General features: G+C 50.5%; 17 protein-coding genes and 2 pseudogenes. 8 read left to right on the top strand and 11 right to left on the bottom strand.

What is annotated here, in order from left to right; genetic code table 11:
* Positions 1-20: 20 nt before the first annotated feature.
* A complete protein-coding gene (hrpA, locus tag QNH99_RS10975) occupies positions 21-3,920 on the bottom strand; it encodes an ATP-dependent RNA helicase HrpA (protein WP_410516648.1) in 3,900 nt (1,299 codons plus the stop codon).
* 247 nt (positions 3,921-4,167) lie between these two features.
* Here hrpA and azoR point away from each other — a divergent pair, with 247 nt between their 5' ends.
* The gene (gene azoR, locus QNH99_RS10970) at positions 4,168-4,767 is read left to right on the top strand and encodes an FMN-dependent NADH-azoreductase (protein WP_410516647.1); all 600 of its coding nucleotides are present in this window, start codon (positions 4,168-4,170) and stop codon (positions 4,765-4,767) included.
* 71 nt (positions 4,768-4,838) lie between these two features.
* Here the strand turns inward: azoR and QNH99_RS10965 are convergent, their stop codons facing one another.
* Genes QNH99_RS10965 through QNH99_RS10955 form a run of 3 tightly spaced genes read right to left on the bottom strand, consistent with a single transcriptional unit; the run spans position 4,839 to position 7,977 of the window.
* On the bottom strand, positions 4,839-5,159 hold the full coding sequence (locus QNH99_RS10965; protein WP_096010553.1) for a YdbL family protein: 321 nt from the start codon (positions 5,157-5,159) through the stop codon (positions 4,839-4,841).
* 11 nt (positions 5,160-5,170) lie between these two features.
* Positions 5,171-5,359 carry a YnbE family lipoprotein gene (locus tag QNH99_RS10960; RefSeq protein WP_063879726.1) on the bottom strand — a complete coding sequence of 63 codons (189 nt, stop codon included), beginning with the start codon at positions 5,357-5,359 and terminating at the stop codon, positions 5,171-5,173.
* Complete coding sequence (locus QNH99_RS10955; RefSeq protein ID WP_410516646.1) at positions 5,356-7,977, bottom strand: YdbH family protein; 2,622 nt, start codon at positions 7,975-7,977, stop codon at positions 5,356-5,358. The genes QNH99_RS10960 and QNH99_RS10955 overlap by 4 nt, the downstream gene beginning before the upstream one ends.
* Positions 7,978-8,131: 154 nt before the next feature.
* Between QNH99_RS10955 and QNH99_RS10950 the strand changes: the two genes are divergently transcribed.
* Positions 8,132-9,124, top strand: a complete 993-nt coding sequence (locus QNH99_RS10950; RefSeq protein ID WP_063879728.1) for a 2-hydroxyacid dehydrogenase — start codon at positions 8,132-8,134, stop codon at positions 9,122-9,124.
* Between the two features lie 33 nt (positions 9,125-9,157).
* On the opposite strand, the gene QNH99_RS10945 is transcribed toward QNH99_RS10950, so the two are convergent.
* Positions 9,158-9,433 carry a DUF333 domain-containing protein gene (locus QNH99_RS10945; protein ID WP_063879729.1) on the bottom strand — a complete coding sequence of 92 codons (276 nt, stop codon included), beginning with the start codon at positions 9,431-9,433 and terminating at the stop codon, positions 9,158-9,160.
* Between the two features lie 182 nt (positions 9,434-9,615).
* Here QNH99_RS10945 and QNH99_RS10940 point away from each other — a divergent pair, with 182 nt between their 5' ends.
* Entirely contained in the window at positions 9,616-10,272 is a 657-nt protein-coding gene (locus tag QNH99_RS10940; protein ID WP_063879730.1) for an MgtC/SapB family protein, read from the top strand.
* A gap of 637 nt (positions 10,273-10,909) precedes the next feature.
* Here QNH99_RS10940 and QNH99_RS10935 read toward each other — a convergent pair.
* Together QNH99_RS10935 and QNH99_RS10930 are read right to left on the bottom strand one after the other, a co-directional pair.
* Positions 10,910-11,740 (bottom strand): glycosyltransferase, encoded by an 831-nt coding sequence (locus QNH99_RS10935; RefSeq protein ID WP_410516645.1) that lies wholly within the window; start codon positions 11,738-11,740, stop codon positions 10,910-10,912.
* A 732-nt stretch (positions 11,741-12,472) separates the two neighbouring features.
* A pseudogene (locus tag QNH99_RS10930) lies at positions 12,473-13,074 on the bottom strand (DNA polymerase V subunit UmuC); the annotation flags it as partial.
* Positions 13,075-13,223: 149 nt separating this feature from the next.
* Here QNH99_RS10930 and QNH99_RS10925 point away from each other — a divergent pair.
* From QNH99_RS10925 to ttcA, 3 genes and pseudogenes are all read left to right on the top strand, one after another.
* The gene (locus QNH99_RS10925) at positions 13,224-15,017 is read left to right on the top strand and encodes an ATP-dependent nuclease (protein ID WP_410516644.1); all 1,794 of its coding nucleotides are present in this window, start codon (positions 13,224-13,226) and stop codon (positions 15,015-15,017) included.
* 1,379 nt (positions 15,018-16,396) lie between these two features.
* A pseudogene (locus QNH99_RS10920) lies at positions 16,397-16,648 on the top strand (site-specific integrase); the annotation flags it as partial.
* A gap of 47 nt (positions 16,649-16,695) precedes the next feature.
* Positions 16,696-17,631, top strand: a complete 936-nt coding sequence (gene ttcA, locus QNH99_RS10915) for a tRNA 2-thiocytidine(32) synthetase TtcA (protein WP_109716401.1) — start codon at positions 16,696-16,698, stop codon at positions 17,629-17,631.
* Between the two features lie 477 nt (positions 17,632-18,108).
* On the opposite strand, the gene zntB is transcribed toward ttcA, so the two are convergent.
* Both zntB and QNH99_RS10905 read right to left on the bottom strand, forming a co-directional pair.
* Positions 18,109-19,092, bottom strand: a complete 984-nt coding sequence (zntB, locus tag QNH99_RS10910) for a zinc transporter ZntB (RefSeq protein WP_063879733.1) — start codon at positions 19,090-19,092, stop codon at positions 18,109-18,111.
* Between the two features lie 116 nt (positions 19,093-19,208).
* Complete coding sequence (locus QNH99_RS10905; RefSeq protein ID WP_063879734.1) at positions 19,209-20,828, bottom strand: peptide ABC transporter substrate-binding protein; 1,620 nt, start codon at positions 20,826-20,828, stop codon at positions 19,209-19,211.
* 154 nt (positions 20,829-20,982) lie between these two features.
* On the opposite strand from QNH99_RS10905, the gene mpaA reads away from it, so the two are divergent.
* A complete protein-coding gene (mpaA, locus tag QNH99_RS10900; RefSeq protein ID WP_063879735.1) occupies positions 20,983-21,690 on the top strand; it encodes a murein tripeptide amidase MpaA in 708 nt (235 codons plus the stop codon).
* Here mpaA and ycjG read toward each other — a convergent pair.
* The gene (gene ycjG / locus QNH99_RS10895; protein ID WP_145393173.1) at positions 21,665-22,648 is read right to left on the bottom strand and encodes an L-Ala-D/L-Glu epimerase; all 984 of its coding nucleotides are present in this window, start codon (positions 22,646-22,648) and stop codon (positions 21,665-21,667) included. The genes mpaA and ycjG overlap by 26 nt on opposite strands.
* Before the next feature lie 150 nt (positions 22,649-22,798).
* On the opposite strand from ycjG, the gene tpx reads away from it, so the two are divergent.
* A complete protein-coding gene (tpx, locus tag QNH99_RS10890; protein WP_063879737.1) occupies positions 22,799-23,302 on the top strand; it encodes a thiol peroxidase in 504 nt (167 codons plus the stop codon).
* A 41-nt stretch (positions 23,303-23,343) separates the two neighbouring features.
* Here the strand turns inward: tpx and tyrR are convergent, their stop codons facing one another.
* Positions 23,344-24,909: a transcriptional regulator TyrR gene (tyrR, locus tag QNH99_RS10885; protein WP_063879738.1), complete on the bottom strand. Its 1,566-nt coding sequence runs from the start codon at positions 24,907-24,909 to the stop codon at positions 23,344-23,346.
* Between the last annotated feature and the right edge of the window lie 186 nt (positions 24,910-25,095).

The following is a 25,095-nucleotide window of genomic DNA, read 5'->3' as shown; positions in this document are numbered from 1 at the left end:
ATCACATCAGGCATCAATGGCTACCCTGCAATTTGCTCCATCGCCTGTAAGATACGTTTATCCGAGATCGGATAAGGCGTGCCAAGCTGCTGAGCAAACTGGCTGATACGTAACTCTTCTATCATCCAACGGATATGCTGCACGTCTTCATCATCCTGACGCTGTGGCGGCAGTTTGTTACGCCAGGCCTGCCATGCTTGCTCAATGGCCTGCACTTTGAGCATACGGGCACGATCGCTGTGAGGATCGACCGGCACCTTCTCCAGCCGACGCTCAATGCCCAGTAAATAACGTAACGTATCTGCCAGATGCTGCCAGCCGTTCTGGGTGACAAACCCCCGATAAACCAGGCCATTCATCTGCGCTTTAATATCCGCCAATGCCAGTGCCAGCGTCATATCAACGCGTCCTTTAAGACGCTTATTGATGTTAAACACCGCTGTCAGAATCTGCTCAACCTGCTTCGCAATCGCGACCACGGTGTCATTCAGCTCGGCGCGCACTTTCTCACGCAGCGCTTCAAACTGCGTTTGTTCCCATGCCGGACCACCGGCCTCTGCGATTAACTTATCCACGCCGCAGGCGATGCAGTCATCGATTAACTCCATCACCTTGCCGTAAGGGTTAAAATACAGCCCCAATTTGGCTTTATTGGGTAATTTTTCGTGCAGATACTTCACTGGTGACGGGATATTCAGTAACAGTAAACGACGCTGACCGCGCCACATCATCTTCTGCTGCTCATGCTCACTGTCAAACAAACGGATGCCGACGCTGTCCTTCTCGTCCACAAGGGCTGGCCAGGCTTTAACCTGATAGTTGCCGCGTTTTTGCTCGTAACTCCGAGGTAAATCGCCGAAGCTCCAGAGATGTAAACCGCTCTGCTCCAGGCCATCGTCCGCCACCTGGGACAGCGTTTCCTGTACCTTGCCTTTTAACAGCACTTTCAGCGCGGCCAGATCTTTACCTTCCTGCAGTTTGCGGTTGTGTTCATCGACAATACGAAACGTCATTTTCAGATGATCGGGCACCTGTTCCCATTGCCAGTTGTCCCGTTCCAGCGTCACGCCGGTCATCCGGCGGAATTCCCGCGACAGCGCATCGAGCAATGGCATCTCCATTGCAGTAACCCGGTCTAAGAAGGCTTCAGCATAGTTAGGTGCAGGCACCAGGTTGCGCCGCAGCGGCTTAGGTAAGGATTTGATCAGTGCGATGATAAGCTCACGCCGCACGCCGGGGATCTGCCATTCAAAACCGGCTTCATCCACCTGGTTAAGCAGCGGTAACGGAATATGAACCGTGACGCCATCAGCATCCGCGCCCGGCTCAAACTGGTAACTCAGTTTAAGTTTGAGGTTTCCCTGATGCCAGACGTTGGGATAATCAAGCTGACTAACCTTATCTGCGCCCTCTTTAATCAGCATCTGCTTGTCAAAATTCAGCAGCTCAGGATTGGTTTTGCTGGCCTGTTTCCACCAGCTATCAAAATGGCGGGCTGAAACAACGTCTTTGCCAATGCGCTGGTCGTAGAACGCAAACAGAGTTTCGTCATCCACCAGGATATCGCGGCGACGGGATTTATGTTCCAGATCCTCGACTTCACTGCGCAGTTTCTGATTGGCACGGAAGAATGCGTGGCGCGTTTGCCAGTCGCCTTCAACCAACGCGTGGCGAATAAACAGCTCGCGGCTGAGCGTTGGATCGATGGTGCCGTAGTTCACCTTGCGCGCGGCCACAATCGGCAAACCGTACAGGGTAACCTTTTCGCTGGCCATAACGGCGCCCTGCGATTTCTCCCAGTGAGGTTCACTGTAGCTGCGTTTAATCAGGTGCTGAGCCAGCGGCTCAATCCACTCGGGATCGATACGCGCCGCGATGCGGCCCCAGAGGCGGCTGGTTTCAACCAGTTCTGCCACCATTGTCCACTTAGGCGGCTTTTTAAACAGACCGGACCCTGGGAAGATGGCAAAGCGAGCATTGCGCGCGCCCGTAAACTCCTGTTTGTCGGCATCTTTCTGACCGATGTGTGACAGCAATCCGGTCAGCAAGGCACAGTGAATCTCTCTGTACTCCGCTGGCTCGCTGTTAACGGGAATGCCCAGTTCACGCACGACCTGGCGAAGCTGGGTATAAATATCCTGCCATTCCCGTACCCGCAGATAGTTCAAAAAGTCTGTTTTGCACTGGCGACGGAATACGTTACCGGACAGCGCTTTTTGCTGCTCGCCGAGGTAGTTCCACAGATTCACAAACCCGACAAAATCCGACTCTTTATCCGCAAAGCGACGGTGTTTTTCATCCGAGGCCTGCTTCTTGTCTGCGGGACGTTCGCGGGGGTCCTGAATGGATAAACCAGCGACGATGATCATCACTTCCCGGACGCAGCCATACTGCTGCGCGGCCAGCACCATGCGTGCCAGGCGCGGGTCCACGGGCAACTGCGCCAGCTGGCGGCCCGATCCGGTAAGCTTATACTGCCCGTCTTCACTGAGGGTTAATGCCCCCAGTTCCTCCAGCAGCCTTACGCCGTCCTGGATATGACGTTTATCCGGCGCTTCCACAAACGGGAAAGCGGCGATATCCCCCAGCCCCAGCGCCGTCATCTGCAAAATAACGGACGCCAGATTGGTGCGCAGAATTTCAGGATCGGTAAATGCCGGGCGGTTGAGAAAATCATCTTCGGCGTAAAGCCGGATACAGATCCCTTCGGATACGCGCCCGCACCGTCCTTTACGCTGATTAGCCGATGCCTGAGAAATCGGCTCTATCGGCAAGCGCTGGACTTTTGTCCGGTAGCTGTAGCGGCTAATACGCGCGGTGCCGGGATCGATAACGTATTTAATTCCCGGTACGGTGAGCGAGGTTTCGGCGACATTGGTCGCCAGCACAATACGCCGCCCGCTGTGCGACTGAAACACCCGGTTCTGCTCGCTGTTAGAAAGACGGGCATACAGCGGCAACACTTCGGTATGGGGCAGATCGCGCTTCATCAGCGCGTCGGCGGTATCACGGATTTCACGCTCCCCGCTCATAAAAATCAGGATGTCACCCCGGCTTTCACGCCCAAGCTCATCCACCGCATCGAAGATAGCCTGAAGCTGATCGCGGTCAACATCTTCAGCCTCTTCTACTACCGGGCGATAACGCACTTCTACCGGATAGGTGCGGCCCGACACCTCAATCACCGGCGCGTTATTAAAATGCCGCGAGAAGCGCTGTGGATCGATGGTCGCTGAGGTGATGATAACTTTGAGATCGGGACGACGGGGCAACAGTTCACGCAAATAGCCCAGCAGGAAGTCGATATTCAGGCTGCGTTCATGGGCTTCATCAATGATGATGGTGTCATATTGCATCAGCAACCGGTCCTGCTGGATCTCCGCCAGCAGGATGCCGTCTGTCATGAGTTTAATCTGGGTGGTTTCGCTGACCTGGTCGTTAAAACGCACCTTGTAACCCACACAGCCACCGAGCGACGTTTCCAGCTCGTCGGCGATGCGGTTGGCAACAGTACGTGCCGCCAGCCGACGCGGTTGGGTATGACCGATTAAACCGGTTATACCGCGCCCCAGTGTCAGGCAAATTTTCGGTAACTGGGTGGTTTTACCCGAGCCGGTTTCACCCGCCACAATGACCACCTGATGATCACGAATCGCGTCAGCGATGGCCTGCTGCTTCTGGCTGACCGGCAGGTTTTCCGGAAACGTAATACGCGGCGTCGCCGCAACACGATGTGTCACACGCTGTTCTGCAGCGATGATATCCTGCTCTAGCTCGGCAGCAAGACTTTGCTGTGCCTCAGGATTTTTGATTTTTTTAGCGCCGTGTAGCCGACGCTGTAAGCGTTGACGGTCGCGCAGCATTAACCCATCAAGCCGCGACCAGAGCGGCGTTAATGGCGATGAAACCGGAGAAGACATAGTGATGACGTACCCTACTCAGACGGGGTTGGCTCAGCGCACGGCGCTAAGATAACCGGCTGATTAACGATAATAATTGCGCCTAGCATAGCACATTCCCTTTCGCGTCGTGGCCGTCGGCAAAACCAGCTTGTTCAATTAATTCGAATATAGCTCTCGAAATATTGCGCTTTCACCCTCGGCCTGATGTTTGTAGAGTGTAAATCATTGAGCGGAAAGCCTTCCGCATAACAGACAGGAAACTACCATGAGCAAAATATTAGTTCTGAAATCAAGCATTCTTGCGGGTTATTCTCAGTCAAGCCAGCTGGCTGACTTCTACATTGAGCAGGCTCAGGCTAAAGGCGACCAGATCACCGTTCGCGATCTGGCAGCAAACCCGGTTCCGGTACTCGACGGTGAGTTAGTCGGTGCGTTACGCCCTTCTGATGCCCCACTGTCACCCCGCCAGCAGGATGCACTGGCGCTGTCTGATGAACTGATTGCAGAACTGCAGGCGCACGACGTCGTAGTGATTGCAGCCCCGATGTACAACTTCAACATTCCTACCCAGCTGAAAAACTATTTCGATCTGATCGCCCGTGCTGGCGTTACGTTCCGTTATACCGAAGCGGGCCCTGAAGGCCTGGTGAAAGGTAAGCGTGCTGTGATTCTGTCCAGCCGTGGCGGTATTCACAAAGACACCGCATCTGACCTGCTGACCCCTTACGTTAAGCTGTTCCTGGGCTTTATCGGTATCACCGATGTCGAGTTCGTGTTTGCTGAAGGCATCGCTTACGGCCCTGAAGTCGCCACCAAAGCAACCAGCGAAGCCAAAGACGCGATTAAGCAGATCGTCACGGCGTAATTATGCTGTTTTGATCCAGAACCGGGCACCCGCCCGGTTTTTTTATGCCTGAAATGTCTCGCCCGGCCAGGTTATTTCTTTAGCCATTGACCGTTAATGCCGCGCACGTATTCACCCGCAGCCGCACGCGTGACCAGCTTTTGTCCCGCAATTCGGGCCACGTCGTCTGTTTTCAGATTGTTCTGCTCGGCAAGACGTTGGTACTCGGCGTTTCGTCCGTCATTAATGCGTTTAACCAGCGCCAGCGTTTCACTGTCGTCTGATCGCGGCGCAATATAGCCCGACAGGGTTTCGCCCACCCGACCTGACTGACGCGCCTCATCAAGCGTTAAAGCCCAGGCGGGCTGGCTCATCGTCGTCGCCAGTAAAAGTGCAATACCGATGCGTTTCATGCTGGCTCTCCTCAGAACAGGCCGCTCTGATTTTTCAGTAAGGCTTCGACATCCTTGTCCACTTTAATGTGGATCTCATGCTCAATTTTCACATTCATATTAATGGTGATGGGCTCTTTCGGTGCGGTCACTTCAATGCGCGGCACGCAACCCGTTAGCGGTAGCCAGGCTACCATCAGCAGTACAGCCCTGAGGCTCATGGTGATTGATCCTTTTTCGACGGCAAGGTGGCGTTTTGCTCCACCCAGGATTGCAAATTATCGCCAAAACGCAGGCTGCGCCACAGCTGGAACAGGTTTTCCTGATGACGATAGTTTAAATTCACGGTCTGAGTGCGATTACTGAAACGGCTGGTGCCTTTCACTTGCGACTCCATGGTTAGCTCCCCGAGATTATCCAGATTAAGGGTGGCCCACGAACGCGAAATCTCCATATAGCGCAGCCAGTCCATTGCCGCACCAGCGGCGATGTTATTACGGGTAATGGCATCGGCCATGTCTTTATCCAGGCGGAAGGTTAGTGGCCCGCTGTTGGCTATCCAGCCGTTTTCAACGATCCAGCGAGGATTATTGATCCACAGCGGTAATTCGCCGTTCACGCTTCCTGACATGGCAAACTGTTTGGGATCAATAGCACTGACAAGCTTGCTCAGGCTGATGTTTCGCAGAGAAACGCGCGCCGGGCTGTGCTGCGGCAGCCGTAATGACGGCATCGTGATCTGGCCGTCCAGCAGATCCATGCTGACATCCTGTAACCATAGCGGATCGCTTTCACGCCAAGGATAAGCACCTTGTAAATCGACCCGAATATTCTGCATGGCAAACTGGTTTTTGACTTCAGCGATACGTAATGAAACCGGCCCGCGACGTCCAAAATGCCACTGCTGATGTTGTAGACGGAAAGGCAGGGAAAAATCGATACCGTTGACCTGGCTGTCGGGTGTCCAGACGCTGCCGTTTTTCACGGTCCAGTGTCCGCCAGCCTGAAAGCCCTGCTTAGCCGCGGCAGAAAATGCTACCTGGGCGCGCAACTCACCTGACTGAATCTTCATTTTCAGTTCAGGACTGAGCAGCGGCTGAAATACCGTCAGCGACTGGGTTGGCCACCAGGCCTGTCCACGTAAACGCTCGCCGTCCCAGCGACCGTTAACACGCACCGGTCCGACCTTGCCCGCTTTCAGCTGTCCGCCCCAGACGAAATGACCTGGATCGCGGCCTGTTGCCGCAAAGTCGAGGGTGGAATCTGCCAGCCAGCCGCCGTAGCTAAAGCGCGTTTCCCCTGCCTGCATCTGGAACTTACCGTTAAATGATGGATGGCGCTCATCACGCTGCCAGTTGACCGGTGCCGTCAGCGTTAAGCGGGGCTTTTCAACCCGAACGCCACCGTATTCAAGTTGGTTAAACCCTGTAGACAAGCGATCAAGATGAATCAGCGTATCGCGCCAGCCGCCGGTGCCGTTCACATCCCACTTCGCCTGCAAGGGGCGCATTTCGCCCTCGCCCCAATAGCGCCAGTTCCACACACCCGAATCGGGCCAAAAGTTATGCGCGCCACCATCAAGATGCAGAGTAAACCGGCCAAAGCTGGGATCGTGGGCACGCAGAATTGCCTGCAGGCGTCCGGAGATCCCTTGTGAGGATAAACGTATACCTGCCAGCGGCCAGCGCGCTTCATCGACTTCCAGCGTGGAGAGTAAACGCCCGCGCAGGCGTAAAAGCGCTTTGGGTTTTACCGTCAGTTGCGGGTTGAGTAACGAGCCGTTCAGCTCGCCAGGAATAGTGCCAAAAAGCTGCATCGCAGAGAATTTGCTTTCACCCGTCAGCTGTAAAGGTAGTTGGCTTTGCGTGAGGCTGAGATGGCCCGGCCCTATTCCCAGTACCACATTACCTTTGCCGCCGCGTCCCTGGGTTAACATATTAAGACGCCCACTGATCTCGGTGGCATCCAGGCCGGCCTGCCAGTTGTTCAGCGTCAGATTCACAAAGCCAGACAGCGGTTGCGCCGCAAGTGGCCAGTAATATTCCCCGCGTTCAATCGTTATGCGATCGCGGCTGGCCTGCCAGGGAAGATCGAGCAAGGGCTGGTCAGTTCCCGCCGTAGTAATATTGAGCACACCACGCTGATGCTGCCAGCTTAATGCGGCTTGCACCGGCTGTGGAAAAGCCGCCAGCGCCAGCATGCCGGTAATCTCGCCGTTAACGGGTAAGCCGTTGGCATATTCAGGCAGTTCGAAGTGACCATTAAGGCTCAGCGGTTCGGGTAATGCCGGATGCGTCAAGGTCAGTTGGCTAATATTCAACTGCTGGCCCTGTAAGGTGGCATCGAGCTGCAAGTTGGTGCCGCGGTAGTGCAACTGTTGGCGGGATGAATCCAGCGTCAGATCCAGCCCCCCGGCATAATCCTGCCAGGGAGAGAGCGTGAGTTTGCCAATATGGATGTCAGCGCCCGGTAACATTGCCTGCCACTGGGCCAGCGTTTTGGGCGCGTCCGTCGCGTTTTCCGTTTCAGGAAGCCGTTGAAGACATTCGCTCTGTAGCGTCACCTGCTCCGCATTAAGTTGCCAACGCGAGTGCTGCCAGCCAAGGGCCGCGTGGTTGACACTCGCCAGACGACAGTCCCCCACCTGGTAATGGATTTGGGGAAACACGACCTGTCCGTTGCGCCAGCGCGGCGCGCCTTCCAGTTCGACGCGTGTGCCGACAGGCAGCCAAATGCCAACCAGACGCGGCAGCCACTGTGTAATGGTCAGCAATAATCCCAGCAGCAACACTATCAGCGCCAGGACAGCGGCGAGACGTCGACGGAAAATCCGCGGCATGAAAACAAGAATCCTTTTTTTCTCAATATCCTGAGAATAATGATGGCACGTAACGCCGGGAAGGTGAAGGTTTCACCCCCTAAGGTAAACAGGTATCAGCAAAAAGTAACAGAAAACGTTATTCTTGTTGCATCCCCTTTTCAGGAGCACAACGATGAAAATCGCCGTATACAGCACTAAACACTATGACCAGAAGTATCTTGAACAGGTCAACCAACAGTATGGTTTCGAATTGGTCTTCTTTGATTTTTTACTCAGCGAAACCACAGCGAAGACGGCTGTAGACTGTGATGCGGTTTGTATCTTTGTGAATGATGACGGTAGCCGTCCGGTACTGGAAGAGCTGGCCGCGCTTGGCGTCAAATACATTGCACTGCGCTGTGCGGGATTTAATAACGTCGACCTTGATGCCGCTGCGGCGCTGGGACTGCAGGTCGTGCGTGTACCGGCTTATTCCCCGGAAGCCGTCGCCGAACATGCGGTGGGACTGATGATGACGTTAAACCGCCGGATTCATCGCGCTTACCAACGCACCCGCGATGCCAATTTTTCCCTGGATGGCCTGACCGGTTTTAATATGCATAACAAAACCGCCGGAATCATCGGCACCGGCAAAATTGGCATTGCCACTCTGCGCATATTAAAAGGGTTCGGCATGCGTTTGCTGGCTTTCGATCCCTATCCGAGCGAGCAGGCTTTAGCGCTCGGCGCAGAGTATGTCGATCTGAAAACCCTGTTTGCACAGTCGCACGTGATAACGCTGCACTGTCCACTCACGCCGGAAAATCACCATTTACTGAATGCGCAGGCTTTTTCACAGATGCGCGATGGCGTGATGATCATCAATACCAGCCGGGGAGGATTAATTGATTCTCAGGCCGCAATTGACGCGCTGAAACAGCAAAAAATTGGTGCGCTCGGCATGGACGTTTATGAAAATGAGCGGGACCTGTTCTTTGAAGATAAATCGAATGATGTGATTCAGGATGATGTTTTCCGCCGTCTGTCAGCCTGTCACAATGTGCTGTTTACCGGCCATCAGGCTTTTCTGACAGCCGAAGCCCTGACCGCGATTTCAGAAACCACACTGGAAAATATCAGTCAGCTCAACCGGGGAGAATCCTGTCAAAATCAAGTTACCGCCTGACGCGGTGGGCCGGCACCATCCGGCCTGCTTCATTTAGCGTGCGCAGTTGCCACCGATCAACGCCTGCTCGCTGCAGCGACGGCCGTTAACTAACTGGCACATCCCGATGCGCGAACCGTCCAGTTGACTTGAAAACGCCAGGGTACCTCCTGCATTGGCACAGTTTGCCTCTGCCATAGACGACATCACCACGTGTGGCTGAACATGGGCGGCAGTAGCTTGCTGTGGTGGCTCGTTGTCGTCGCTGTTACTGCTACAGGCAGACAGTAGCAACGCGGCACCAGCCAGCAGAAAAGTAGCGGCTTTCATCAATCAGACTCCGGGAAGGTGAGTTAAAGGCTAAGCAAGAATATGTCAGGCCTGACGCGGGGTCGATAGAAGAAACAGCTTTTTACAAAAAATATGACGGCTAATTGCAAGCAGAATTATCCTGTTATCACACTGTCACGTAACTGCACTTATCTAAGCATGATGATTACCGGAGAAAAACAATGTTAATGGATATGCTGATTCGTATCGCTTTGGCTGGGATTCTGGGCGGTCTGATTGGCCTGGAACGCCAGATGCGCGCCAAAGAAGCCGGATTGCGGACCCACATCCTGGTCGGTATCGGCAGCGCCATGTTTATGCTGGTGTCCAAATATGGCTTTGCGGATATGTTGATAAAAGATCACGTCGCCCTCGATCCCAGCCGCGTCGCGGCACAGGTGGTGAGTGGTATGGGCTTTCTTGGCGCAGGCACCATCCTGATTCAAAAACAGGTGGTAAAAGGCCTGACCACGGCGGCCGGACTGTGGGTTACCGCCGCTATCGGACTGGTAATCGGGAGCGGCATGTATGAGATTGGGATTTACGGTACGGTACTGGCCCTGGTGGTGCTGGAGGTGTTCCGCCGCCTGAGCCATTTATTGATTGGCAAACATCACACGCTGATTGTTTATCTTAAGGCCAAGAGCGTGCCACTGGTCCTGCTGGTAATGCAACGCGAAGGCATTCGCTACGGTAATATTTCGGTGATTAACCGGGATGAAGAAAGCGGCCAGTGTGAATTAAGCGTGCAGGTGACCTTGTCCCGCAAATCCAGCGATGCGCATCTGTATGACAAAATTATGGAAGTTAAAGGCGTGCAGTCGCTGGAAATGATGTAATCGGTGTAGGCTGGCATCAGATCATTACCCTTGACACCTGTGCAAACAACGTTGAGTGACCCAGCCACATTGACGGGATAACTTTGCTCAGGTGTCGCATAGATTGATAGACTCTGAAAGTACTCATGAGGTTCAATATGTGCGCTCTCTGCTGGGCGGACGCAAAACCACTATTCATCGTCGAAGTCTGCCACTGTCTGTATATGGAAGCATAGTTGTATTAGGGAAATATGATTTTGAAAAATGCCAGATTCATTAAAAACACTGCGCTGTTTATCGTGTGCTTCTTATTAGCCTTCTGGCTTTCAGCATACAAAATGCCTCTGAACGCGTTAACCCAGACAATAGTCGGCTGGTCATATTCGCACCTTCATGGCCTTATAACAGATACTTATGAAAGCGGATCAGATCCGATTACTTTTGCAACGTTGGTCGCGGTCCTTCTCGTTTATTCATTCATACTCTATGCCGCTTGTAGAAAGCTCATCGCTGTCTTCAAAAGATGATAAAAACTCCAATGACGTAAGCCAAAACGGGGGAGTATGACCAGAGTTTAATCGCACTCCCCCGGAGTGCAACTTAGGCAGATGCTGTTGAGTCATTGCCCGCTTGCCGGGCTTTACTTAGTTATAAAATGTTATCTCGCTAGCGCTTTAAATAAGAAACGAAGCCACCACAATTTTTGCCAGACAACATCTCTTTTAAAAGCTGGAGCAGGAATTGATGTCGATTTTACAATGTGCCATGTGAAGTTAAGAAAACATCTACTGTGGCCGTGCTCATAGCCATATGTACAAACCTCGTAATGTTTCTTGCTGTCTACAGGTGTGTTAGTGCTTAAATCCCTGATAAGTGAATGATATGAATCATTCCTGTCGAGGTTCCGCTCAAGACAAAAATAAGCCTTCGGAAGGTAACGCTGACGTGAACCATGATATTTATGAAATTTTACAAACCTGTAATCCTCAGCGCCATAGTGTCCTGAAAACTCTTCATCATAACCCCAAAAACGCATAAATCTTGCGCGAGAAATAAAGAACAAATTACTGTGGCCTTTGTAAAAACCTCGCTGATTTCTTCGATAAATCTTGTAAAAATTTCGATCTGGATTTTTATGATTGATGAGATAACGGAACGTTTTTTCCGGTAACTCATGATCGAGATCAGTTATTAATACTTTGTCTGATTTGGCATAAGTGACCCCTAAATTTCTTGCGCCACCCTGATTCCACTTAATATCACTGTCTATACACAGCCAGGTCAGATTCAGTCTAAACTCAGGTACTTCATACTTTAAAGGAGAGCAGTCGTCTACTATTACAAACTCTGTGACCTGCAATACTTCTTCAGGCATCTTTTCGTATTTCCTGAGAAGGCTTATTACAGAATCAATATTATCTTGATTGCAATAAAAATGTGTTATGTAAGTAAGTTTTATATGCTGCTTATCTGTTATTCTATTTGCCATATTTGTTTTCAGTTCGTTGCAACAAGGAAGCTAATCAACTTCATATGTATATTACAGCGAAGAAAGATAAAGCAAAAAAAACTAAACTCAATAATTAATCACAGCACCCTGAAAAGAATTAATTACTTGACAGAAATTAAGATTGGCTCCAACAAAAATACTGGATACTGTTAACGCTCACATAACCTTGGTTAAAAATCTTCGCTTATATTAACTTTTGATTTGTGGTTTTTTACTTTAATGAAAGCTGACGGTGTATTGCCCCGCTGTCGCGTTCAAGATCTGACGAAAGGTAATCATCGTTTTGTAGTCACGGAGCATTTTCCTGTATCCCTTTCTTTCTCTACTGATACCCAGCATCAGCCATCATCTGTATTAATCAATACACATCAATTGTGAGAATTGTAACCTCTATGATGTATAAGTGATTTTTTTTGGTTAAAGCATCTGTGATTGATCGTTTTTACCGATCGTTTTTGCATAATTGATCTGCACATACGATTACACACACAAACTGTACGCCTATAAGATTGAATGGTTGCTGACACGAGGGAATGTATGATGACTTATATAATTATAATTCTGGCCATTCTTATAGCTGTAGGGATTGTATTTTGGTTAAAGGATCGACCAGGCGATAGTCCGCAATATCAGGAAGGCGGCTACGACTAAATCAAATGACTATCAGCCCGTAATACCGGGATTTTTATTATCCGCAACCGGCAAAGCTGATTCAGTAACTGACCGTGAACCCATAATCTGCTGTTTGGTTGGTGCGAATTCCTCAAGCTCTAAACAGGGTTTGCCGCGTAACTCCCTGACTGTGGGTTCCAGCAGTACGACGTTAAAATGCTTCCTGATGGCGTACGTGCTATGTTCCGCAAGGTCTTTTGTCGTTGTTATTCCCATAACATTAAGTTTTTACTTATGCGCCGGCCGACGTCCCAGACGTCTTCAACAGGCACCAGTGCCAGCAGTTTTCTTTGCCTGTCTATGTTCGATAAGTCCAGCACACAGACCATCTTAGTCCACTTTTTAGCAGCTTGGTTAGCCAGCTTTGCAAGTGTTTTGGTTTGAGCAATACCAACACCTACGATCAGATGAGTTTCCTTATTGATCCTTGCACGTATCCTGAGCCCCAGATCATCAAGAGAGGTTAGACGCTGCATACCATCCAGCAGCATGAAAACCTCGTCAATTGAATATAAGCCATGTCCTCCAGCGTCGTCATGACGCGATTACTCATATCGGCGTCAAGCCCGCACGTTATAACGTCTGAATTCGTTCTTAAGCTTGAAATATAGAGCACCCATTGGGGTTTTTAGCGCCCTTGCTTATGCATTATGGGGAATTTGAACTCTAAGATTGACCTCACAGTTTAAACTCAGTCTCTAATTTTTAGGTTGCATCATCACATTAAATTTGTTAATTATTTATAGTTTCAGAAACATTTACACACACTTAATTGTTTTGGGCAGATTTTATGAGATTACACACGTTAAAAATTAATGGTTTTAAGAGAATCAATGATGCAGAAGTTAGATTTGGTGATGCTACATTTCTCATTGGTTCAAATAATGCTGGTAAAAGCACCGTATTGAAAGCAATTGAATGGCTTCTTTCTAATAAAAAGACAATGGATCTTGATTGTTTTTGCTCTGAAATTGATCAGGAAACCGGTGAAAATAAAGTATGTTGTAAAACAGTTATCCTTGAAGCTGAATTTCGTAATGTTCCTGATTCAGCCAAAGCTTGGAGAGGTTTCAAAGGAAGAATTTTTGAATATGATCCAGAAGACAGTGATGAGACTGGAAAGAGCATTACTTACAGAAAGAGTTATTCTTTGGGAGACGATGCAATTGTAGAACTCAAATCTTTAAAGAGAAGTATAAAAAAAGAATTTGAAAAACTAAAGAAACCCCAACAATTTATAGATGCAGGAATAAACGAAGAGTTAATAAAAGAATTTTTTTTAGATTTGGACAAAAATTTAAGCGCATCAGAAAAAGGTAAACTAGAGTTAATTGATGATATATGGGATCTAAATGATGAGGAAGTTTGGGATAAAAACCCAGGAGGAATAGGTGGTGTTGTTCTCTCTAAGTTACCAAGTTTTTTATTAATTCCTGCAGACTCAGGTGCATCAGAAATTGAAGGTAAGTCAGGAGTTTTACAAAAAACTCTCAATGAGTTGTTTAAAGATGTACGTGGAATATCTGAAAATTACAAACAAGCACAAGCTTGTTTGAACGAACTAGCTAATGAGTTAAACCCTTCAGATGAACAATCTGAATTTGGTAAAATGATGTCAGCACTCAATGCTGTATTATGCGGCGTTTTCCCTGAGTCTAAAATTTATGCATCAGCCGACTTATCCAATCCCGATACAGCATTATCACCGACATTTTCCATAGAGATGTCAAGTAATATAAAGACTTCTGTATCAAATCAAGGTACGGGGATGGTTAGGGCAGCTGTTTTTGGATTACTGAGGTTCAGACAACAGTGGCTGAGAGAAAGAGGCGGAGATGAAAGGAGTCTCATCATCGGTTTCGAAGAACCTGAAATCTATCTCCATCCGAGCGCAGCAAATCAAATGAGAGACTTAATTTATGAACTATCCGGAAACTCATCTCAAATAGTTTCAACCACACACTCTCCATATCTTATTGATTTATCTAGAAAGCCGAGGCAAGTACTCAACAGATTTCATTATGATAAATCACATACTACGATTAACCCATTTTCTGTTACTGAAGAATATAAAAAACTACAAGGCGAAGATAAAGATCATGTGAAAATGGTAATTAGGTTAGACGATCATATATCAAGAGTGTTTTTTACGCGTAAAGTAATAGTTGTCGAAGGGGATACCGAAGAGCTAATTTTTCGCGAAGCAGTAAGAAGAATGCCTGTTGAAGTAAGAAACCGAATCATGACAAGTTCAGAGATTATTAAAGCCAGAGGTAAAGCTGCAATAATAGGGTTATTAAAATACCTCTCTGCTCTGGGAGTCGATTTTATAGTTATACATGACCGAGACTCTGGAGTTAAGGGGGCTGAGATTTTTAACCCCCATATTCTTCGTGCTGCTGGTTCTCCTGACAAAGTGATTGCTGTTGAGGAGTGTATTGAGGACCTCCTCGGCTATCCAGCTCCAGAATCTGAAAAGCCATTTAATGCATATCGCCATACTTTAACATGGGGGGATGACTATGAAGGTATACCTGAAAAAATGAAAGCCGTATTGAATAAAGTTTACAGTACATGGATGTAATGTCAGTGTGATTTCAATCCCTCATAACTTTATGTTTTGAGGGAATATAAAGTTGAAAAAACACTCTATTTATTACTCAGAGTTACCACCGCCTTACTGCGGAGGTCTGGCCTGAAAACAGCCTCGCAACTCGCACAAAACGAACTAACGTCAACCAGGGCGGACATCAGAAGCCGCCATTAGGGTTAAAAACCTGGAACACCCTTTCTTTCCTCACCCGCTAACGTTGAAATATCGCGAAAGGTTGTAGTGTGCGTTTCAATCCATTTGTTTGCAGCGTATAGCGTATAGCGTATAGCGTATAGCGTATAGCGTATAGCGTATAAGACCAGTTTAGGCGATCAAATTCCCGAACAAAATTTAGCGTGCTGAGTGTGGAGCGCCCTTTGCAGTCGCGCTTAATAGCCTGGCGAAAAGCAATTATGATTTCGTAGTCACGGTGCATTTTTTTGCGCTCCAATTTTATCTGTATATAAATACTGCAATATCAATTCATGATTTTGATCAAGCTTTACGGTTGAGAGATTTGTGGAGCCTATGAATTCCAATAATTTTTAGCGTGAATACTCTTCTATGAGCAATTTTAATGTTTACTTAAAAACTCAATAACCATAAATTATACAGGGTTAAATTTTTCTCATTACTATGGCTTTCATTTAGTAACGGCGGGTCGATAGCACGAACATTAAGGACAACGAAAAGGATAAGGAAATGTATTACAGGGACGAAATAATAGATTACTTGCAAGCCAATAACATATTGGCATCTAAATTAGATCGTGCGTTAACAGGTGTCATAGAATTTCCTGCGTGAGCCCATATTTATTCGTGCCGACGCGTTCCGGGCTCAATGGGCATCAGATGCAGATATTGCTAAAATCATTGAAAGAATGATTAGGTAGCCATGATGTCATTTATTAAGAAAGCTTTTTTGTGGCTGTTTCAACAGCTATTTTCGCTTTATGCGCCACCAATTTGCGTTTTAATATTTGCAGTTGCTTTTTTTCAGGTATTCCCTGATGGGCCTCTATGGCCTGTTGGTATATTTGCTATATTCATCATGTTTATATTTGTAAAATATTTAAAATGGTAATGTTATGCATGAGCGCTTTAGTTGGTAAGTCTGTCGGCGGCAGTTGTGGTTGTGTTAGGTGTTTACTGAGTTTTCAAAAAGCAGCATAAAGTGGTCGATTTCTTTTGCACTTCATTATCCGTTCCCACGTGCCCCATTCCCTTTATCTAAGTCTGTTCCAGGGCTGAGGAGAATCCAGCCATGGCGAACGGGCACGATGTAGTCTGTCTGAACTGCCTCAGCTGTTTCAGTGCTGTAGGTCATTTCCCTGTCATCGTTAACCGATTCCTGTTTCAGGCCATCTCACTTATGGCGTAACACGCATCGCTCATCTTTGGAACGCAGCAGTAAAACGTGCTGGCATTCGTCGCCGGAATCCGTACCATACGCGGCATACTTTTGCCTGCAGGCTGTTTACTGCCGCTAGCGCAAATCCATCATTTATTACGAGTCAGCTGGGGCATGAAAGCGCGCTAAGGGTTTATGAAGTCGATACTTCGTGGATACATGAACTGGACGCCGATCAGGTGCAGATGCTCAACAGTCAGCTTGCCCTTTAAAAACGTTGCCCCCTGCATGCCCCTTTTGGTTTTAGAGATTGAATAAAATGCAACAAGATCAGGAAATTAATAAGAAAGAGCAATACAACCTCAACAAACTTCAGAAGCGTTTGCGTCGTAACGTCGGCGAGGCTATTGCTGATTTTAATATGATTGAGGAAGGCGATCGCATCATGGTGTGCCTGTCGGGCGGCAAAGACAGCTACACCATGCTGGAAATCCTGCGTAACCTGCAAAAAAGTGCGCCGGTGAAATTCAGCCTGGTGGCGGTTAATCTGGATCAAAAACAGCCAGGATTTCCAGGTCATATCCTGCCCGAGTATCTTGAAGCGCAAGGTGTTGAGTACAAGATCGTTGAAGAAGACACCTACTCTATCGTTAAAGATAAAATTCCCGAGGGTAAAACGACCTGCTCTCTATGCTCACGTCTGCGCCGTGGAATTTTGTATCGCACCGCCACGGAGCTGGGTTGTACCAAAATTGCTCTAGGTCACCATCGTGATGACATTCTGCAAACGCTGTTTTTGAACATGTTTTACGGTGGCAAGATGAAAGGTATGCCGCCGAAACTGATGAGCGACGACGGTAAGCACATCGTGATCCGTCCTCTGGCTTACTGCCGTGAGAAAGATATCATTCGTTTCTCAGAAGCCCGTCAGTTCCCGATTATCCCGTGCAACCTTTGCGGTTCACAGCCTAATCTGCAACGCCAGGTTATCGCCGATATGCTGCGCGACTGGGACAAGCGCTATCCTGGACGTATTGAAACGATGTTCAGCGCCATGCAAAACGTCGTGCCTTCTCACCTTGCCGATATCAACCTGTTTGATTTCAAAGGCATTCAACACGGTGACGCGGTAGTCGACGGTGGCGATCTGGCATTTGATCGTGAAACGCTACCGGTCAACCCGGTTGGCTGGCGTGCCGATGAGGAAGAAACCCCGGCTGTCAGCGAACGTCTTAACGTGCTGGAAATTAAGTAACGTTTATCTATTCGTTAAAGGCAAAGGGCACGCATCATGTCGCGTGCCCTTTTTTTATACGTTGCGGTGAGGGGGCGGGTCCATTACCGGCGGAAACTCAGGATCCGGTGGCGGATCGGGTTGCGGCTGCGGAATGGGGGGCGGATCGGTCGGAATTGGCTCGCTGCTGTGTATCGCCATAATGCCGTTCTCCTCTGTAGCGAATGGATTTTAAGCTTAGGAAAGAATTGACATCTCAGCCAGCGGACAAAAAAAAGCCGGCGAGTTAGCCGGCGTATTTCGAATTAAAAATGCTATGCAATAATTCTAAAAAAGGAAGTAAGACAATATGGAGCGCAACGCCCATCGCTTGACGTTGCATTCACCTGCGGGAGAGATTTTGCGCGCTTTGCGCATCGCAGATATTGATGTCGATCAGCTTTAGCCCTGTTAATGTGATTTTCCTGCGCAACGCCCCCTGCACCTCTTCCCACGGCCTTATAGCCAGCGTCGCTTACGCAGATAGCCTGCTACACCCAACGCCAGCAGCACGAGTAAAAGACAAAAGACACTAAAGCCATAGCGCCACGCTCCGCCGGGAATGCCGCCCAGGTTGACACCAAACAGGCCGGTCAAAAAGGTAGCAGGCAGAAAGATCATCGCCATCAGCGACATAGTATAGGTTCGGCGGTTCATGGATTCTGCCATTACCGAGGCGACTTCATCTGCCAGTACGGCGGTTCTGGCTACGCCAGCATCAAGATCGTCCAGGCCGCGTCCCAGCCTGTCGGCAATTTCCTGCATTCGACGGCGTTCGCTATCGTCCATCCAGGGCAGTTTTTCACTTGCCAGACGGGAGAAGACATCGCGCTGCGGTGCCATATAACGTCGCATCACAATCAGCTGCTTGCGTAACAGGCCCAGCTCACCGCGCGGTGGAATACGCTGGTCCAGTAAGGCATCTTCCAGCTCAATGATTTTGTCATGTAAATCTTCGATAAATTCGCTGGTGTGACCGGTTAAGGCATCGCAAACCTCCACCAGCCAGCTGCCACAGTTAACCGGCCCGTTGCCGTTTTGCAGATCGGTCAGTACTTCGTCCACGGCAAACACTTTGCGGCGGCGGGTAGATACAATCAGCTGATCGTTGATAAAAACCCGCATCGCCACCAGCTGGTCGGGACGTGCGTCACTGTTGTGGTTCACGCTGCGCAGAACGATCATAAAACCATCGCCCAGGCGGTTAACCCGCGGGCGCATGCTTTCACCGGCAAGCGCATCGCGCACGGCATCCGGAATCTGGGGCGTTGACTGCAACCATTCTGCGCTACGCGGATGCGTATAGTTGAGGTGTAACCAGCACGGATGCTCGTCGTGCAGCAACTGCGTTTCGTCAATCGGCACCATGCCGCCCTTGCCATCCAACTGGCAGGAAATGATGGCATCGGTCACCTTCAGCGCTTTTCCTTGAATCACATCCACAACGTCACCCCACTATCAAAATCAATACGATACAGTCTAGCGTGACGGGATTGAGTTGCAATCTTCAGCCTGTATACAAAGATGTCAAAAGGCGGCCGCATGTCGGCCGCTATCTCTTAATGCTTCTCTATCCACAGCTCGCGGCTGTAGGCAACGTCTTCGGGATTGGTAATCGGATAACCCTTCACCCACGGCTTAATCAGACGACCATTGGTGTACTGATAAAGTGGCGCGATGGGTGCCTGATCAGCGATGATTTGTTCTGCCCGGTTGTAGTCAGCGTTACGTGCCTGCTCACTGGTTTCCATGCTCGCTTTTGCAAGTACCGCATCATATTCGGCATTGCTGAAACGCGGAATATTGCTGCTGTTGCCTGAGGTCAGCAGATTCAGGAAGGTCGAGGGTTCATTGTAATCCCCTACCCAGGAGGCGCGAATAACGTCAAAGTTGCCACTGTTACGGCTGTCTATGTAGGTTTTCCACTCCTGGTTTTGCAGCTTCACGTCCACGCCGAGATTCTTCTTCCACATTGAGGCCACCGCAATCGCTATTTTCTGGTGGCTTTCAGAGGTGTTATACAGCAACGTCAGCTTGAGCGGCTTCCCGGGGCCGTAGCCGGCGGCAGCCAGCAACGCTCTGGCCTGGGCATCCATTTCTTTTTGGTTGTGCTGTTGCTGCAGCGTGGGCAGCGGTTTAAAGCCTGCCGTCACGTCCGGCGTGAAATGCCATGCCGGTTTTTCCCCCGTGCCTAAGACTTTTTCGGCGATGACGGCGCGATCGATACTCCACGACAGCGCTTTGCGGACACGAACATCGGCGGTTGGCCCTTTCTGGGTATTAAAGGCGTAATAGTACGTTCCCAGCTGATCGGGCGTAAAGACCTGGCCCGGCAGCGTCTTTTTCAACAGCGCATACATGTTCTTAGGGAAAGATTCCGTGATATCCACATCATCGGCACGATAGCGTTTGGTGGCGCTGGACTCTTCATTGATGGGCACAAAGGTCACTTTGGTTAAGACGGAGTGGGCGTTGTCCCAGTAATGCGGATTACGCTCCAGGACAATTTTTTCATTCACAACCCGTTGGCTGAGTTGGTAAGCGCCGTTGCCCACCAGTTTGCCCGGCAACGTCCACTGCGCACCCTCTTTTTCAACCACAGCTTGCGGCACAGGATAAAAAGCAACGCTGGAGAGCATGGCAGGAAACCAGGGAACCGGACGCGTCAGCGTAATCCTGAGGCGATTTTTATCCAGCGCAGTCACACCCAGCTTATCCGGTGGCATGTCGCCTTTGGTGATTGCTGCCGCATTGCTCAGGCCGCTCAGCGCAATAAAGGACGCCTGAGAAGAAGAGGTTTTAGGATCGACGACGCGCTGCCAACTGTAGACAAAGTCCTGCGCCGTCACCGGTTCGCCATCAGACCAGCGGGCATTATTTCGCAGGGTAACGATCCAGACTTTGTTGTCACTGCTGCTCCAGCTCTGTGCCACGCCGGGCACAATTTTGCCGTGCGCATCCTGGCTGGTCAGCCCTTCATACAGATCGCGCATTACCTGTATTTCAGGCAGACCTACGGCTTTAGCGGGATCGAGCGAGGCGGGCTCATCTTTAATATGGCGGACAATTTCTTGTTTAGCGGCAAGTTGGGCACCGGCGGGAACATCGGCTGCGAAGATCGGCATGGACGCGCTAAGCAGGCTCAGGGCCGTTAGCGTCAACGAAAAGCGGATTACCATTATCACCCCTTTATAATAAAGAAGCGCTGAATCAGCATATTACTGACTCAGCCTGTTAACGGTCACTTTAGCGCAAATCGCTGATTGATAAATAGCTATTTTCCCTGACCCGCTTTTCCGCTACTTTGACATAAACCCTCAGGAGAAAGTGACTATGTCATCCCTTCACCCGCGACCGCTACGCGGCAAACTGGCTATTTCCTGGCAGCAGTATGGCCGATCGGTTCTGGGCGCCCCGCTGCTCTGGTTTCCGGCCGTGCAGGCAGACAGCGACAGTGGCCTGATTCTGGCCGGTACGCACGGCGATGAAAACGCGGCAATAGCGGCCCTTTCCGCTGCACTGCGGACGTTGCCGGAGGCTCAGCGTCGCCATCATGTGGTGCTGGCGATGAATCCTGACGGCTGTCAGCTGGGTTTGCGAGCCAATGCGAAAGGTGTCGATCTGAACCGCAATTTTCCAGCCGCCAACTGGCAGTCAGGCGATACGGTTTATCGCTGGAATAGCGCAGCAGACGAACGGGACGTAACGCTGTCGACGGGCACACATCCGGCATCCGAGCCAGAAACCCAGGCGCTGTGTGCGCTGATTCATCAGCTTAAACCGGCCTGGGTGGTTTCCTGGCACGAACCGCTGGCCTGCATTGATGATCCCGATCAGACGGAAATCGGCGCCTGGCTGGCGGCACAGACCGGTTTACCTCGCGTCAGCAGCGTGGGCTACGCCACGCCGGGTTCCTTTGGCAGTTGGTGTCACGACCTGAGTTTGCCGTGCGTGACCGCCGAGATGCCTGTCATTTCCGTGGATGAAGCCACTGAAACCTATCTGGAGACGATGCTCACTCTGCTGCGCTGGCAGCCGTAATCAACGCACCGTCCTGCACCTTAAGGGCCGGTTCGGCATCGACAGCCAGCCAGGTTGCACCGTCTAAATCGGCAAAACGCACCAGCGGCACCAGCGGCAGTGCGGCGCGAATCGCCCTTGATGTGCAGATCATACAGCCCGCCATGAGCGTAAAGCCCTGCTGTCGCGCAGCATGCGCCAGGGCTAGTGCTTCGGTCAGTCCGCCCGCTTTATCGAGTTTAATATTCACCATCTCATAGCGCCCACGCAGTGCAGGCAGGCTTTCACGCGTGTGACAGCTCTCGTCGGCACAAATGGGGAGAGGATGAATAAAGTTGGCCAGCGCCTCGTCTTCCCCTGCCGGTAAGGGCTGTTCGAGCATAGCAACCTCAAGATCGGCTAATAGCTGGCAACGCGCGGCCAGGCCCTCAGCGTGCCATGATTCATTAGCATCGATGAGTAATGTCGCCTCTGGTACGGCGGCACGAATCGCCATCAGCCGCTCGGTAATAAAGTTATTATCCATTTTGATTTTGAGCAGGGTGGCGCCATGTTGCCATAAAGCCTGCGCGCTGCTGGCCATCGCCTCCGGTGTATCAATGCTCACCGTGTGGGCAGTGATCACAGAACGGGTCGGTTCGACGCCAACTAACTGCTCCAGACTCCGATGCTGCTGGCGTGCAGCAAGATCCCAGAGCGCACTGTCGATGGCATTTCTTGCCGCGCCTGCCGGCAACAGGTTCTGTAAGGCATCTCGTGACAACCCCTGCTGCAGTTGTGGCATAACGGTAGCAATTTGCTCCAGCACCAGTGCTTCGCTTTCGCCGTAGCGCGTGTAAGGTGTGGCCTCACCAATGCCTTTCACGCCATCTTCTTCAATTTCCACGACGACGACTTTAGCTTCGGTGCGAGTGCCACGAGCAATGACAAACGGCGTGTGCAGCGGCCATGCTTCGGGATAACATTTTACCGTTCTCATTACCTCTCCTTATTGTTGGTGATTCATCACTGTCATTTAACTTTAGGCAACAAATGCTCTCGTAAACCCTTAAAATTTATGTCATAAACAATGGCTATACCTGTACTGACGCGTTATTTTTGTCAGATCACATCATTAGAAGGAATGCTTATGTCTCAGACTGTTCACTTTCAGGGCAACCCGGTCGCGGTTGCAGGTCAGTTCCCGCAGCCGGGCGACAGCGTTAAATCGTTTACTCTGGTGGCTAAAAACCTGGCTAACGTCTCACTCTCTGAGTATGCAGGAAAACGCAAGATTCTGAATATTTTTCCCAGCGTCGATACCGGCGTGTGCGCCTCTTCGGTACGTAAGTTTAACCAGCTGGCGGGTGAACTGAGTAATACCGTGGTGTTATGTATTTCCGCTGATCTGCCCTTTGCCCAGTCGCGTTTTTGTGGCGCGGACAACCTGAACAATGTGGTTACGCTCTCCACGCTGCGCGGGGGTGAATTCAAACGTGATTTTGGTGTGGAAATTGCCGATGGCGCCCTGCAAGGCCTGACCGCACGTGCAGTGATCGTTCTGGATGAGCATGACAAAGTGCTTTACAGTCAGTTGGTGAATGAAATCACCACTGAACCCGATTATGACTCCGCACTCGCTGCGCTGAAATAATGACCACAGCGGATAAGCCAGACTTATCCGCTGCGTTTGTTTTATTCGCTGTCGCCGCGTTTTTGCCCTAAACCGTACTCTCGCAATTTATTGGCAATGGCCGTATGGGAAACGCCCAGGCGTTTTGCCAGTTTGCGCGTGCTGGGATAAGAAAGGTATAAACGCGTCAGAATTGACCGCTCAAAGCGGCTGGTGATCTGGTCCAGCGTCCCTTCCATCGCCTCTTCCCCGAGTGACACATCCAGTGCCTGTTCAGGTAAAACGATATCCTGAGGCCGTAATTCGTGGCCTTCCAGTTGCGTTAAGGCACGATACAGCGCGTTTTTGAGCTGACGCACGTTTCCGGGCCAGTTATAGCGCATCAGAAAAGCATTCAACTGTGAGGACAACCGTGGACGTGGGATGCCCTGTTCATCGGCGAAGCGCGCCACAAACATGTCCGTTAGCGGCATAATGTCCTGAACCCGCTCGCGCAGGGGCGGCAGGTTTAGCGTCAGCACGTTGAGCCGGTAAAAAAGGTCTTCCCTGAATTCGCCACGTTGCACCAGCTCAAACAGATTCTTCTGGGTCGCGCAAATCACGCGGACATTGACGTGAACTTCGTGCTCTTCACCCACCCGCCGGAACGTGCCGTCGTTAAGAAAGCGCAGCAGTTTGGTCTGCATGGTCGGCGACATCTCACCAATCTCATCCAGCAGTACCGACCCGCCGTTAGCCTGCTCGAAAAAGCCTTTTTTTCCCTCAAGCGCATTAGGATAGGCGCCCGCCGCGTGACCAAAAAGCTCACTTTCCGCCACATCATCCGGCAGAGATGCGCAGTTGAGTGCCAGAAAAGGCATTTTCCCGCGAGCGCTGCGTAAGTGGCAGGCCCGCGCCAGCATATCTTTGCCCGTACCGGTGTCACCGATGATCAGGAGCGGCGCATCATGCATCGCCAGCTTGCGCGCCTGTTCCACGACCTGACGCATTTTGGGCGTGACCGCAACGATATGATCGAACTCGGTTTCGTCGGTGACGACCAGACTCTGCAACTGGCGGCCCATGCGAGCGGTGGACTTCAGCATCACCATCGCACCGACAAGCTGTTCTGCCTGGTCATTTTCTTCTGACAAGTAGATCGGATGCGCTTCCATCAGGAAATCGCGCCCTTCTATCACCACATGTTGTGCCTGAGCCTGAACGCGGTCGCTTTCCAGCCAGCGCATAAAGTTGAAGCCGTTGATCAGATGATCGGCCGTCACGTTGCGGATCTTGTTTTCATCAAGATTAAACAGGTTTTGTGCCGCCGGGTTCGCCAGCTCAACCTTACTTCTCAGGTCCACCGAAAACACCGGCTCCGGCATGGCCACCAGTAAGGCGCTCAGAACCCGGTGCTCACGTTCGGAAGGCATATAGGGCACAGTGCGGACATCAGTCACGCCCGGCGTACGGCGGATTTCCGCCATAAGATTACTGAACTGTTCGAATTCCAGCGTAGAGAAATTAAGATAGATGCGGCCTGAGGCGGCGACTTCAATGCCGCGAAGATCGATGCTGCGCGCCACCAGCAGGTCGAGCAATTCGCGCGCCAGCCCGATACGGTCCTGACAAAACACTTCTAAACGCATTGCGTAGGCCTTAATCCGTTTGATATTTGGCGATAATACGCTAAATAACCCGCCCGCAGAAAGAGGGCTGTCAGGAAAAGTTGACAGCGGTGACGCACGCGCGTTTTTTTTTAAACGCGTAAACGGCGTCAGCCAGGATGACGGCCTTACGCGTGCTGAGTGGGTCAGAAATGAACACGCACCGGC

This window comes from Pantoea allii, from assembly GCF_046529425.1.
Classification (GTDB): Bacteria; Pseudomonadota; Gammaproteobacteria; order Enterobacterales; family Enterobacteriaceae; genus Pantoea; species Pantoea allii.
This window is presented reverse-complemented; position numbering and strand designations above follow the sequence as displayed.

What these genes read in the sequence shown, in the direction of transcription:
- hrpA (WP_410516648.1), bottom strand. Translation starts at nt 3,920, where the DNA reads ATGTCTTCTCCGGTTTCATCGCCATTAACGCCGCTCTGGTCGCGGCTT.
- tpx (WP_063879737.1), top strand. Translation starts at nt 22,799, where the DNA reads ATGTCTCAGACTGTTCACTTTCAGGGCAACCCGGTCGCGGTTGCAGGT.
- QNH99_RS10935 (WP_410516645.1), bottom strand. Translation starts at nt 11,740, where the DNA reads ATGGCAAATAGAATAACAGATAAGCAGCATATAAAACTTACTTACATA.
- azoR (WP_410516647.1), top strand. Translation starts at nt 4,168, where the DNA reads ATGAGCAAAATATTAGTTCTGAAATCAAGCATTCTTGCGGGTTATTCT.
- QNH99_RS10905 (WP_063879734.1), bottom strand. Translation starts at nt 20,828, where the DNA reads ATGGTAATCCGCTTTTCGTTGACGCTAACGGCCCTGAGCCTGCTTAGC.
- ycjG (WP_145393173.1), bottom strand. Translation starts at nt 22,648, where the DNA reads ATGAGAACGGTAAAATGTTATCCCGAAGCATGGCCGCTGCACACGCCG.
- ttcA (WP_109716401.1), top strand. Translation starts at nt 16,696, where the DNA reads ATGCAACAAGATCAGGAAATTAATAAGAAAGAGCAATACAACCTCAAC.
- QNH99_RS10960 (WP_063879726.1), bottom strand. Translation starts at nt 5,359, where the DNA reads ATGAGCCTCAGGGCTGTACTGCTGATGGTAGCCTGGCTACCGCTAACG.
- QNH99_RS10955 (WP_410516646.1), bottom strand. Translation starts at nt 7,977, where the DNA reads ATGCCGCGGATTTTCCGTCGACGTCTCGCCGCTGTCCTGGCGCTGATA.
- QNH99_RS10925 (WP_410516644.1), top strand. Translation starts at nt 13,224, where the DNA reads ATGAGATTACACACGTTAAAAATTAATGGTTTTAAGAGAATCAATGAT.
- QNH99_RS10965 (WP_096010553.1), bottom strand. Translation starts at nt 5,159, where the DNA reads ATGAAACGCATCGGTATTGCACTTTTACTGGCGACGACGATGAGCCAG.
- mpaA (WP_063879735.1), top strand. Translation starts at nt 20,983, where the DNA reads ATGTCATCCCTTCACCCGCGACCGCTACGCGGCAAACTGGCTATTTCC.
- QNH99_RS10940 (WP_063879730.1), top strand. Translation starts at nt 9,616, where the DNA reads ATGTTAATGGATATGCTGATTCGTATCGCTTTGGCTGGGATTCTGGGC.
- QNH99_RS10945 (WP_063879729.1), bottom strand. Translation starts at nt 9,433, where the DNA reads ATGAAAGCCGCTACTTTTCTGCTGGCTGGTGCCGCGTTGCTACTGTCT.
- tyrR (WP_063879738.1), bottom strand. Translation starts at nt 24,909, where the DNA reads ATGCGTTTAGAAGTGTTTTGTCAGGACCGTATCGGGCTGGCGCGCGAA.
- QNH99_RS10950 (WP_063879728.1), top strand. Translation starts at nt 8,132, where the DNA reads ATGAAAATCGCCGTATACAGCACTAAACACTATGACCAGAAGTATCTT.